General features: G+C 47.7%; 11 protein-coding genes and 2 pseudogenes. 2 read left to right on the top strand and 11 right to left on the bottom strand.

From position 1 onward, the window contains the following. Positions 1 to 31: 31 nt before the first annotated feature. Positions 32 to 1,120: pseudogene (locus EAS44_RS05045) on the bottom strand (phosphoethanolamine transferase); the annotation flags it as partial. Between the two features lie 194 nt (positions 1,121 to 1,314). Here EAS44_RS05045 and istA point away from each other — a divergent pair. Next, on the top strand, positions 1,315 to 2,856 hold the full coding sequence (istA, locus tag EAS44_RS05035; protein ID WP_001298859.1) for an IS21-like element ISEc12 family transposase: 1,542 nt from the start codon (positions 1,315 to 1,317) through the stop codon (positions 2,854 to 2,856). A 14-nt stretch (positions 2,857 to 2,870) separates the two neighbouring features. Beyond that, on the top strand, positions 2,871 to 3,617 hold the full coding sequence (gene istB, locus EAS44_RS05030; RefSeq protein ID WP_001016257.1) for an IS21-like element ISEc12 family helper ATPase IstB: 747 nt from the start codon (positions 2,871 to 2,873) through the stop codon (positions 3,615 to 3,617). A gap of 83 nt (positions 3,618 to 3,700) precedes the next feature. Here the strand turns inward: istB and EAS44_RS05025 are convergent. The 10 genes and pseudogenes from EAS44_RS05025 to EAS44_RS04975 all read right to left on the bottom strand — a co-directional run. After that, positions 3,701 to 4,117, bottom strand: a pseudogene (locus EAS44_RS05025) (phosphoethanolamine transferase domain-containing protein); the annotation flags it as partial. Between the two features lie 174 nt (positions 4,118 to 4,291). Then, a complete protein-coding gene (tia, locus tag EAS44_RS05020) occupies positions 4,292 to 5,038 on the bottom strand; it encodes an invasion outer membrane protein Tia (protein ID WP_001350744.1) in 747 nt (248 codons plus the stop codon). Between the two features lie 359 nt (positions 5,039 to 5,397). Further along, positions 5,398 to 6,408 carry a P fimbria tip G-adhesin PapG-II gene (gene papG-II, locus EAS44_RS05010; RefSeq protein ID WP_000758687.1) on the bottom strand — a complete coding sequence of 337 codons (1,011 nt, stop codon included), beginning with the start codon at positions 6,406 to 6,408 and terminating at the stop codon, positions 5,398 to 5,400. Between the two features lie 43 nt (positions 6,409 to 6,451). Next, the gene (papF, locus tag EAS44_RS05005; RefSeq protein ID WP_000620429.1) at positions 6,452 to 6,952 is read right to left on the bottom strand and encodes a P fimbrial tip protein PapF; all 501 of its coding nucleotides are present in this window, start codon (positions 6,950 to 6,952) and stop codon (positions 6,452 to 6,454) included. A gap of 74 nt (positions 6,953 to 7,026) precedes the next feature. After that, on the bottom strand, positions 7,027 to 7,548 hold the full coding sequence (papE, locus tag EAS44_RS05000) for a P fimbrial minor subunit PapE (RefSeq protein ID WP_000723802.1): 522 nt from the start codon (positions 7,546 to 7,548) through the stop codon (positions 7,027 to 7,029). A gap of 26 nt (positions 7,549 to 7,574) precedes the next feature. Continuing rightward, positions 7,575 to 8,111, bottom strand: coding sequence for a fimbrial protein (locus tag EAS44_RS04995; protein ID WP_000597711.1), 537 nt, complete (start codon positions 8,109 to 8,111; stop codon positions 7,575 to 7,577). A gap of 9 nt (positions 8,112 to 8,120) precedes the next feature. Further along, positions 8,121 to 8,702, bottom strand: coding sequence for a pilus-assembly fibrillin subunit (locus tag EAS44_RS04990; RefSeq protein ID WP_000261303.1), 582 nt, complete (start codon positions 8,700 to 8,702; stop codon positions 8,121 to 8,123). A 36-nt stretch (positions 8,703 to 8,738) separates the two neighbouring features. Continuing rightward, complete coding sequence (locus EAS44_RS04985; RefSeq protein WP_001363619.1) at positions 8,739 to 9,458, bottom strand: molecular chaperone; 720 nt, start codon at positions 9,456 to 9,458, stop codon at positions 8,739 to 8,741. An 85-nt stretch (positions 9,459 to 9,543) separates the two neighbouring features. Then, positions 9,544 to 12,054, bottom strand: a complete 2,511-nt coding sequence (gene papC / locus EAS44_RS04980) for a P fimbrial usher protein PapC (protein ID WP_000654934.1) — start codon at positions 12,052 to 12,054, stop codon at positions 9,544 to 9,546. A gap of 58 nt (positions 12,055 to 12,112) precedes the next feature. Then, positions 12,113 to 12,700, bottom strand: coding sequence for a fimbrial protein (locus tag EAS44_RS04975; RefSeq protein ID WP_001350743.1), 588 nt, complete (start codon positions 12,698 to 12,700; stop codon positions 12,113 to 12,115). Positions 12,701 to 12,754: the final 54 nt, after the last annotated feature.

Raw genomic sequence — 12,754 nt, 5'->3', positions numbered from 1 at the left:
GTCCTTAATTATAACATTCATACCGACATGATTATCTTCTGTCCGGAAGAATCAGAGGCTGCGGTTTCAGACTGTCTGCCGGTACATTCCTCTCCCCGTTAAAAACCATAACGGGTTCATTATCTTCGTCTGTCAGCGGATTGAATGGCGGTATATTTTCAGTACGAATGCCGGTCAGCCACTGAAAAATACCTGCGAAATGACGGGCACTGATTTTTCTGCTGACGGACTGATGAGACGTGATGTCACTGGCGGTAATAATCAGGGGAACGCTGTAGCCTCCCTGCACATGACCATCATGATGAACAGGATTAGCGCTGTCGCTGACCGACAGACCATGGTCAGAAAAGTAAAGCATGGCGAAATGACGGGAATGCCGGCGAAGGATACCATCAAGCTGACCGAGAAAGTTATCCAGTTTACTGATGCTGGCGAGGTAACAGGCAACCTTTCGGGGATACTGCTCCAGGTAATGATTCGGCCAGGAGTGAAGCCGGTCACACGGGTTCGGATGAGACCCCATCATGTGCAGGAATATCACCTTCGGAGAGGATTTATCCGCCAGTGCACGTTCTGTTTCCTGTAACAACAACATGTCATCCGTTTTACGGGAAGCAAAGCTGCCTTTCTTGAGGAAAACGGTATGCTCCGCATCAGAAGCAATAACAGAGATGCGTGTATCATGCTCCCCCAGTTTTCCCTGATTGGATATCCACCATGTGCTGTATCCTGCTTTTGCTGCCAGCGCCACCACGTTGTTGCCGGAGTCAGGGTTCTGCTCATAGTCATAAATCAGTGTCCGGCTCAGGGAAGGTACGGTACTGGCTGCTGCCGATGTATAGCCGTCAATAAATAAACCGGGAGCTGTATTCAGCCACGGCGTGGTTGGCACGGGATAGCCATATACCGACATATAATCCCTGCGCACACTCTCACCAGTGACGATAACAATCGTGTCATACAACGGTACACCCGGCAGGATTTTCCAGTTGTCAGCCCCGTGCTGATTCAGTTGTTTATAACGCTGCATTTCACGCAATGTGTCAGTTGTCCCCACAACAGTTCCTTTAACCATCCGCAACGGCCAGCTGTTTACTGAGCATAATACGAACAGCAGCAGTTGCGTATTTTCATGAAAGGAGATCACTCAATAACTTCCATCGAGATCGGGTAATAACATTTGAACAGATCGCTGAATAACATCGATGGAGATCACTTTTGACTCATTTTGTTATTCAGTGATCTCCATCAATGTTATTGGAACTTCACAGGTGTGTTGATCTGTATCTTTTGCCATTCCGGTAAAGGATACCTATGCCAACAGTTCCAATTTCTATGAGAAAACTTAAAGAAATTCTTAGGCTTAAATACGGTGTTGGACTCAGCCATCGACAAATTGGTCGTAGTCTTGCAATCTCCCCTTCCGTTGTATCCAGATATGCTAATCGGGCGGCTCAACTTGGCATAAAGCAGTGGCCCTTACCTACAGGATGGGATGATACAAAACTAAAACATGCGTTCCTTCAGACCCAGGTTAAGATGAAGAAGCACTCTCTGCCTGACTGGGCTACAGTACACCGGGAACTGCGTAATAAATGCGTGACGCTGCAGCTACTCTGGGAAGAATACTGTGAGCGTAATCCAGGCGGTTTTTACAGCTATAACCATTACTGCCGGATGTACCGTGAATGGCTCAAAACCACTTCACCATCAATGCGTCAGGTACATAAAGCTGGCGAAAAACTTTTCGTTGATTACTGTGGACCTACCGTTGGCGTTACCGACCCTGAGACCGGAGAAATAAGAACTGCTCAGGTCATCGTAGCTGTTCTCGGGGCATCAAGTTACACATGGGCAGAGGCCACCTGGTCTCAGCAGCTTGAAGACTGGGTGATGAGTCATGTTCGCTGCTTCCAGTGGTTGGGTGGCGTTCCTGAACTTGTTGTTCCGGACAATCTGAAAAGCGCCACATCCAGGGCATGTAAGTATGATCCTGACGTTAACCCTACCTACCAGCAGATGCTTGAGCATTATAATGTCGCAGTTTTGCCTGCGCGGCCACGTAAACCGAAAGATAAAGCCAAAGCTGAAGTTGGCGTTCAGGTTGTTGAACGCTGGATCATGGCCCGAATCAGGCATGAGATCTTCTACAGCCTTGCATCGCTTAATCAGCGCATTCGGGAGTTGCTGGAAAGACTGAATAACAAAATAATGCAGAAGTTGGGTTATTCACGTGCAGAACTCTTCATCCAGCTTGATAAACCCGCACTGAAGCCTCTTCCTGAAGCCAGTTACAGTTACACCCTGGTGAAGAAAGTCAGAGTTCATGCCGATTACCACGTGGAAATCGACAAACATTACTACTCGGTTCCATGTTCGCTGTTAGGCCAGCAACTGGAAGCATGGATCTCCGGAGAACTGGTAAGACTCTTCAATCAGGGGCAGGAGGTTGCTGTGCACCCGCGCAAGCGTACTTATGGCTACAGTACCCGCAACGAGCACATGCCTGAAGCTCATCGACAGCATGCCACCTGGACGCCAGAGCGTCTTCTGGAATGGGCGGGGCACATAGGCAGTGAAACTCATAGTTATGTGCTTCATATACTGAACTCTCGTCCACATCCGGAACAAAGCTATCGCTTCTGCCTTGGACTCCTGAACCTTCATAAAAAATACAGTAAAGCCAGACTTAATGCAGCATGTGCAAGAGCTCTGAAAACAAAGGTATGGCGTCTGTCAGGTATTAAATCGATCCTGGAAAAAGGTCTGGATAAACAACCTGTTCAGGATCCAAAACCAGATCTGTTATCCACGATGGAACACGAAAACGTACGCGGCAGTGAGTATTACCACTGATACGGGATCCAATGATGAATCATCTTTACGAACAACTGACCGCACTTAAACTCACCGGCTTCCGTGATGCGCTTAAAAAGCAACTTGCTCAGCCGGGCACATACCAGGAGCTGGGCTTCGAAGAACGCCTGTCATTACTGACAGCAGAAGAACTAACCTGCCGTGAAAACAGGAAGGCAGAGCGTCTGATCAAACATGCACGGTTCAGACTTAATGCTGAGTTATCAAAGCTGGATTATCGTAACAATAGAGGGCTGGACAGGGCCCTCATCCGTTCACTCAGTCAGGGAAACTGGTTAACCCTGAAACAAAATATTTTACTGACCGGGGCCACCGGCAGCGGTAAAACGTTCCTGGCATGTGCACTTGGTCATAATGCCTGCCGACAGGGATACAAGGTCTACTATTATCGCCTTAAAGCGCTGATGGAACAGTGCTATCAGGGGCATGCTGATGGAAGATACAGCAAACTTTTGACCAGGCTGAATAATAGCGATCTGCTGCTTCTGGATGACTGGGGGCTGGAACCTCTCTCATCAGAACAGCGTAGCGACCTGCTGGAAATAGTGGATCTGATGTACCAACGAGGCTCAATCATCGTAGTGAGCCAGTTGCCGGTGGAAAACTGGTACAAAATGATCGGAGACTCCACACATGCGGATGCCATCCTAGATCGACTGGTTCATGGCAGTATCAAGATCGAACTTAAAGGAGAATCAATGCGGAAAATACAATCACCGTTGACCGAAGGAGATCAGTGAAGGTAATTTAAAAACGGTTCTGTGAAAGTGACACGAACCGATCTCCATCGATGTTACTCACCGATCTCCTTCACGGTAATACGCAGCAGTGCCAGCCAGTTACGGTGACCACGGCGGTGTGTTCGCCAGAAAATCACCATGAATACCTGAATCGCGGCACTGACCAGAAAATGATAAACAGGAATCATCCCGGTAAACTCCGCTGCCTCATCAGTTGTGGTCTGCAACAACGCGACAATAAAACTGTTGTTGATTTTACCGTACGTCATACCGGCAGGCGCATACAGTGCACAACAGAACAGAAATAACAGCGCTGTAATGGATGTGAGGGTATTTCTGTGTGCAAGGAGCAGAAGAAGGAACAGCAGCAACACATTCCCGGTGGCATTCTTCTCAGTGTATCCGCATGCAATTGTGGTTATGACAGAAACAACAAAAAAGAATAAAAACAATAAAATCCGGGGTGTATTGCCCGGACAAAACAGTTTTCTGATATTCATCGGAATATATCGGTAATATTATTATAAAGGGAATAAGATAATAAAAACCATAAATCTCCTGTGAAACAAATAACCCTGCGGTATATTACTGCAGGGTATTTCTGTTTAGTTGCAGAAGATATATAAATATCTTAATTACTGAATATGTGTAATTATCGCTCAGGAGCAGTGTCGTCAGAAGTTATAAGTCACACCAAACATGATGTCGTGACTTTTAACGTCAGCCTCTGATTTATATTTATCCCCTTCTGCATCCTTGTAAGACAGGGAGGATTTACCAGCATCCAGATAGCGATAGCTGAGGTCAAGAGCGATATCCGGGGTTATGTCATAGCGAACACCGGCCCCAATGCTCCATGCGAAATTGTTATCATATCCCGAGTAATGCAACGCAGAAATATCGCTCACCTCACCAGATTTATTCCAGGAGGTATCAGTATATGTTGCCTTATGATGTATCCGTGCATAACCCAGTCCAACAGACACCCATGGAGTGAATGCACTGCTGTTTCTGAAGTCATAATACGTATTCACCATCAGGGTATTCACACTGAGCCTGTTCTGTGTGTCTTCCCGACCACCATCCCCCATCGGAGAATGCCATGTATCCAGTGTATAATGGGAGTCTGCAGCTCCGCGGCCATAGAATTCCACTTCCGTGCGCACAGGAACATTGTAATGTTGATAAAAATCATAGCCCACCGCAAGGCCTGCACCAAATACAGTATCGTTTTTATCACCGCCCTTATACTTATAAACATCATCCCCAAAGTCCTGACGGAAGCGCTGGTCAGTCTGAGTCACAACCGAAGCACCAGCTTTACCGGTCACATAAAAGCCTGTTTTACCCCTATCAGCCAGAGCCTGGGCTGAAAATACGCCCGCCATAGCAAGCGCTGAAACAACAATAACCTTTTTCATTTCAATCATCTCCGTTGGTTCTTACCCGCACGATAAAGAAGGTTGCTTATTTTAAAACCATGCAAAAGACAGGGTAAAAAGAGAAAATTCGATCGAATCGATCGACAAAATCGATCATGCATGATGAAGATTTCTTATCGAAGACATGAAAATGGTAAGGAATGGTTTAAGAGGTAATTGCAACGGCATGGAAGTATTGAGACCAGAACAGCACGAGATAAAGCGGCTGAACGTCAGATGAGCTACATGGACGTAACTCAGTGCAGGCCGCGTATAATCCATAAATGAAGTGGCTGAAAGGTGACTTCCCGGGGCATCCCAGATATCCACAACACTCTATCCGGCTCCGGATAAACCATTTATGGCAATATCATGAGCAGCGTTGCTGAACCAGATAGTACTCCTGGTTGTATCTTTGAAGATTCACCATAGAGGCGACTGCCGATGGTCAGGTTTTGTGTACCTGCTTTGTACCATCTCATCGTTGTCTCTCCTGTGTCCACCCCGTTAACCGAAACAATGGAGTCCCAGCCATGCCCCAGACCAACCGAAAATTTCTTACCATGGCTGTATGTCGGAGTTGTATTTCTTAACAGCATAAAACGAATATTTGCAGGCACATCGCAAGACACAGAAAGAGTCTGAGCCGCATAATGATTATTAGCGCTATTAATAGACAGATCACCATGCTTTATTTCCAGAGACTGTGCAGAAGGACGGCATCCGCCGATATTCTTAAATAAGAATAACATTTCATTCTCTCTTGGGAGAGTTTTGGCCACATTGTATGGGATTTTAAAACGGGCTCCCAAGTAACTCGCGAAATGACGCTGCATGCCGGAAGTGTATGGAATTGTAACAGAATAATCCCCTAAAGGAAGATCTGCAGGTAGGGCGACTTTAAAAATAATATCGTCAAATTTCTCAGTCAGACGGGTTGTTTCTCCTGGTTTCTGACACAAATTACCTGCATCAAAGGCCCGCTCATCCCACTTATACCCCTTGAGAAAAAAATAGCTGTCATTGTCACCAGTATTCTCCTCACTCCAGCTACCTTTATTATGAACCTCAATAAATAAGGGATATCCATTTTTGGTCATAACCTTTTTGGGGAATACTACCCACGCAATATACTCCCTGTAGTAAGCCCAGGAACCATCAGCAAACCCAGGACCATTACACTGATTCCAGGTTACCGTAGCAATGCCCGGGCGCCACGAAGTTATAAATTGTGGCCTTTGAGTAATCACCACATTCCCTCCCTGATAAGAGTTAACGTTTCCAAGGGAGTAAAAGACAATATTATTCCATGCAGAGGACTCACCAGACACACACAAGGAAAATAACAAAGCTGGGAACCATTTTTTCATCAGAAATCACTTCCGTAATTACAGTTATTCATTTAGGTATGACTCAGTTATAAATCATGCTCATACTGGCCGTGGTCCGGAAATCCCCGCCATTCAGTGTCCTGCTGCCATTACGAAAGGGCACTGAAGTAAAGGTGAACGTTGAACGTGCTGTGTCCAGACCTGCTGTCACTCTGTAACCATTTCCTGAACCATTACCTAATGTAAGAGGTGTTGACATTCCTTTTCCCTGATACAACGCTATACCAAAATTGGCTATATTTGTTGCCAGTACATTAGTCTGCCCAGCCATTGCATTACCTGTGACCTTTATCCAGGGTGAGCCACTCTTATACGTACAGGATATGCTTATGGTTTTTGTGATTTCACCACGTGAGTTGTCCACGTGCTCAGGATTAATATTCCCAAAATCGACAACAATATTCTGCCCGTTATTAATGGTGCATGGGGGGATATAAACATTTCCCCTGATGTTAATCTGCACATCAGCCAGTACAGCGACCGATGTCAGAAGCAACGATATAAATAATGATAAACGAATCATCCCCCCTCCGGAGAGCGGCACAGAAAACATTTTATTTTACGAGATATAAAATTAACGTATTTTAGTTGATACTATTACGAATATGATGCAACCAGCGTTGCTGTTGCAGAGAAAGGACCGGCTATCAAATTCTGCATATTCCCTTTATATCCAAGTTTGGCATGAAGTGATATAGTTTTATCTGCATTATTACCTGTGATTTTTCCGGGCGTAAATGGAGTCCCTAAAGTTATCGCAGTCCCAATATTTCCTGCATTACTGTTATAAAGATAAACGAGTAACCCATCAGAAGATGTGTTTGATGTATTCTGAACTAAAATAGCATTGTTATAAGTGTTTGTTGCCGTTATCGTAACCTTCATTGTTCCCAGATTATAGGGACACCGCATATTCACAGTAAACTCTTTTTCGTGATTTCCATTTTGACTCAGGGTCTGAATCTCTACATCCTGCCAGTCAACAGTTGTGTTGCTTACAGTACAGGCAGGAATAATCAGTTTTCCTCTGAAGGTCAGATTATCAACTGCATGTACATGCTGAGACATTAACACTGCCCCCAGCATTACCGGAAGACACAAACCTCTTATCTTTTTCATCTGAAATATCCTGTACAAAAATTTTGCTAACGATATGTCAATTCAAACGTGGCTGTTGCTTCATAATCACCGGGTACCACACTCTTCGTCCGCAGGGCTTCCGGCGTTGCCACAACATACGCGCCGAAAGGAAGCTCAAGACTGTTTCCGGTAACCTTTTCCCCCTGGTCTTTGTTATGGGAAGCGCCGGGTTTCAGCAGACTGCTGCCATCGGTGTCCAGCAGTGCAATGCCTAACCGGCCGGCATTCACTCCGGTTACCTTCAGATGGCCCGGGAGGGCCGCCTCTTCCGTTCCCTTAAAGGTCAGGGTCACAATTTTGCCAACTGCTGTTGCATGGCAGTTTTCCAGCCTGATGACAAACGACTCTGTCGGCGAACGTCCGGGCGGATACCAGAAATCCCTGGACGCCCGGGTTTTGAAGACGACATGTTTATTCAGACTGTCACCGGACACATGGCAGGGTCTGTCAAGCAGATTACCCCTGAATGCCACATCTGAGGCTATTGCCTGTCCGGCAGACAGTGCGGCAAACAGTAAAAGAGCGCCTGTGCTTTTTATCATCACATTCCCTTACTCATATTTTATGCTCAGACGCAGCATGGCCGGATTGCTCCTGGCATCAGAATACTCACCCTCCTGTGTCGCCCTTTTCCTCCAGGCGGCCAGCATCTCCTCCTGCCGCCGGTCAGGCCGGCACAGTAAAAAGGTATCACCATCGTGTATAACAAGATGGTCACAGCCGGATAGCTTACGGTCAGGAAGTAAAGCACTTCCGGTTCCGGGACCGGTTACCAGTGAGCCGGAGACTGTCATCGCAACGCCCCGTTTTCCGGGCTGAAGTGCACCACCGTCCCCACATCCTGCCAGCCTCAGCATCAGAGGTGCTCCGGCTGACGCAGAGTGATTCTCCGGCCGGAGGCTTAACGGCACCTCATTACTCACCAGCGTGCAGGGGGAGGACAGCAGTGCACCACTGACGGCCAGGCTTCCGGTGCGCCCCCCCCGTTCATTTATCCGGTAATGATGCAACTCATCTGCAGTAAAGACGTCATCGTATATACCCCGCTCTTCAGCCCGCAGGAAAGTATGGATGAAACCACTCAGCGACAGTGCAATAAGATACAGTACTGCTGTTGTTTTATTCACAACCATAATATCCCACCCGCATTTAACCGTTATTGCGGTACATTATTTCTCTTTTTTCACAGAGCAACGGCTGCCATTACAGATAAACGACAGTACCGGGCGACCACCATAGTCGTTAATATAAGACAGATAAGGGGTATTATAATTTGCCGATTTTACTGTCTGCTCTGAACGGGGAGACAGCATCACGGTTTCAAACTCACCTTCCTCTGCCTGCTTTTCACTTCCTCCCAGACCAATAACAGTGACATAATAGGGCGTTGGGTTTTCAATACGATACCCACCGCTGACTTTGTTCAGAATTAACTGGTCCTGCCATACTTCATTTGGTCTGGTTTTAATTGCTGCCGGGCGATAAAAAAGCTTTATTTTGGTCTGTAAGGCTATCTGCAGTACATTGGCCTTTTCACTCCTCGGCGGTATTTCCCGGAGATTAAAATAAAACAGTGATTCCCTGTCCTGAGGAAGTTTACTGATATCCGGTGTGGTACTCAGCCTGACCATGCTTTTCGCACCCGGCTCAAGGCGCTGAACCGGAGGGGTGGCAATAACCGGCCCTGTAATAATTTTTTCCTGATTTTCATTTTCTATCCATGCCTGAGCAAGATAGGGCAGTTGTTTGTTATCATTGGAGATATCAAGCGTCATTGACTTCTCACTCCCGTCAAACACCGCGCGGGTTCTGTCCAGCGAAACAGCAGCGTCTGCCCCGGATATAACAAACAGGGGGATGGCAGCCATCAGAATCTTTTTTCGAATCATACTTAATTTCCACATTCTGTAATTTCACCTGGTCCGGAAAATGGCATAACCGCATTCATCAGCCGTTAATATTCCGGACTTTCATTTATTTCTGAGGCGTACAGGGAAGCAATAACTGCTGGTCAGATATTGCTGTCTCCGGTACATTTACCTGACACTGTATTTTTCCATCCCAGTTTACCGACAGGGTTTCCCCCGGCGTCACGCCACTCAGCCAGGCAAGGCCTTCGTCGGCCACCATGCCCAGTTCCCGGCCTTTTTCACTGGTTACACTGGCACCAAACGGGGGCTGAGAGCCATCAGCAAGACGCAGTATTGCAAACAGACGTTTCCCTTTAAGCACGCTGAATTTCCGGTAACCAATGGCACCTTCTGTCAGCGCCGATTCCACAACAGAACGGGTTGCTTCCACATCATCCGGTAAGCGCTTCAGGTCAACAGAGGTTGTATTCCGGTAATAACTGCTGATGTCAGTCACCACGCCCGTTCCCCAGCGATTTGTCACCACCTGCCCGCCATCAACCGGTACACCTCCCACACCATCCGTGTCAACAAGAAGACGTGTTCCACCGGACATTCCCCCTGCATGTAACGCCGCACCTTTTCCGGTAATTGTTGCCCCACCGGAAGCACTGACGCCGAAAGACGTATATCCTTTCTGCAGGGATGCAATATTCGCGGACAAATTTGCCAGCGGACTACGATGACTGTAATAGGCATTAATCTGACGTTGCGATGTCAGTCCACCGCCACTGTTAAGGCCGGCGTTCAGGCTGTAGCTGTCCAGACCGTCATTGAACGTGTCAGTGTAGCCGGCCATATTCACATAACGGTCATTACTCATACTGCCACTGTAGCTCGCTGTCCCCGTCCCCAGCGGCACGGATATACGCAGGTAAGCAGAATCGTTATCACGCCCCAGATATTTAGACCTTGAGGCTGCCAATCCAACCGCCACACCCTGCAGTCCGAAAACATTAAAGTAGCGGTTGACGCTCACCGTATAATAGTCCGTTTTCCGTATGTCCCAGTATGTCTGACGGCTGTACTGCAGGTTAAAAGAGGTGTTCCAGTCCGCCACGTTTTTATTCAGCGTAACGGTATACATCTCTTTTTCCCGACTGCTGTAATCATTACGGTAGCGGGCGTTCAGGTACTGCTCCATGGTCATATAGTTTCGCTCTGAGAAACGATACCCGGCGAACGTAATGTCGGCATCCGCATTATCAAACCGTTTGGAGTAGCTCAGACGCCAGGATTTTCCCTGAAACGTTCTCTCTCCCTCAATACGGGCTACTGACTGCGTGATATCAGCGGAAAGGGTCCCCGGCACACCCAGGTCCCAGCCGGCACCGGCTGCCAGTGCATTATAATCACCGGCAAGCACAGCCCCGCCATACAGCGACCACTGGTTACTGAGCCCCCAGGATGCCTCTCCGGTCGCAAATACAGGCCCTTCGGTCTCATGCCCGTATCCACGGGAACGACCGGAGACAAGTTTATACCGGACCTGTCCCGGACGCGTCAGATAAGGAACCGAGGCTGTATCGACCTGAAAGGTTTTCTTCCGTCCATTCTGTTCAATAACCTCAACATCAAGACGTCCGCGAACTGAACTGTCCAGGTCCTGAATACTGAATGGCCCTGCGGGGACCATCGAGTCGTACAGCACCCGTCCCTGCTGCGACACCACAACACGGGCATTAGTCTCCGCAATCCCGGTAATCTGCGGTGCATAGCCTCGCAGTCTGGGCGGCAGCATCCGGTCATCGCTTTCCAGGCTGGCTCCCGTATAACTCCATGACCGGAATATATCTGAGTTGATATTATTCTCGCCCAGCGTCAGGTTTGCCCGCCATCGTGGAATGGCACGGAACAGATAAAAGCGACTCCATGTGAAATTTCTGTTTGTCGTTTTTTCCCCGTTGTAGCGGCTCTGCTCCTGGCTTCCCTGATAGTCAGCCCGCAGGCGCCAGGGCCCCAGATTCCCCCCCACAGTCCCGTTATAACTGAACTGATGAGAGTCTCCTCCCTGATAATTACGGGAAACCGTCCCGTTGAGGTTATAATCCAGCATCAGTCCGGGAATGCCGTCGTCCCAGCGTGAGGGAGGCAGCCAGGTGGCATCAGAATACTCAAGCCAGGCCTGCGGCATATTGATGCGTAATACGCCCGCTCCGGTATCAGGACGAATATCCACTCCCGGCAACCCATGAAAATCCGCACACTGACCATCATGCCAGTAAACAACTTTATCCAGAGATTCTGCTGTTAACCCCATCAGTCTGACCATATCTGATGTCAGACAGGCCTGCGGCAATTTTTTTTCTGCCTTATCTCCTGACAACGCAGGTTCAACAAATGAAATCTGTAACGATGCGGGAGAAATACTTTGCCCGTTAACAATCACATCCAGAAGATATTGCCCCGGCAGAACATAGCCGGCTTCTGAAAAACGGGTGAAGTCAATATTTTTCTTGTCCGCTGCGTCAAGTACATCTGTATTAAACTCAACGGCACTGGCTGCGTTACAAAACAGAGACAACAATATCACACAGGTAATATTGTTGACTGCAAAAGGTATTCTGTCTTTCATTCCACGCATCACCAGATTCACAAAAAAGATAAATAACCGGACATCTCACCGGAGTGACTCACTCATAATCGACCCGGAATCCCAGCACGGCAAAATAATTTCCGGCTTCAAGTTTTTTTCCGTTTCTCACAATTCTGAGGGTGTAATCCAGCGCTTCTTCATTACCCGTCAATGGTATTGCAGGCATTACTTTCCCTGCCCGGGCAATATTCCCCCTGGCATCAGCTATCTGCAGATTAATTCCTTTTGCCTGACCGGATAAATTAAACTTATCCGGCGTTTCACCCCGGACGCCATCGAAAGTCACCCTTATCCGGGAATCAGAGAAAAGGTTCCCACCCTGACTGTTAAATTCACAGTTCCTGAGCCGGAGGCTGAATTTTCTTTCAGGTCCGGAAAAACCATTCTGTAAATCCCGAACCGGGGTTTCCCCCATATCGATAATCTGCCAGGCGTCTTCCATCGCCAGAGTACAGGCAGGTCTGACAACCTCACCATGAAAAGCAGCCCTGCCGTCCCACCATACGTGTTCTTCTCCCCAGTATTCAGGAAGGGTCATGCCGGGCGGAGGAAATGGCTCTGAAGATACAGCATGAAGTAATGTACTCCAGAAATACATCACAAACAGAACACAAAAATTCTTCATACCTTAAATGTCGTTGTCAGACACAGGGTGGGTCTTGCCTCACCCTGTAAAAAT

This window comes from Escherichia coli DSM 30083 = JCM 1649 = ATCC 11775 (assembly GCF_003697165.2).
GTDB classification, from domain to species: domain Bacteria; phylum Pseudomonadota; class Gammaproteobacteria; order Enterobacterales; family Enterobacteriaceae; genus Escherichia; species Escherichia coli.
This window is presented reverse-complemented; position numbering and strand designations above follow the sequence as displayed.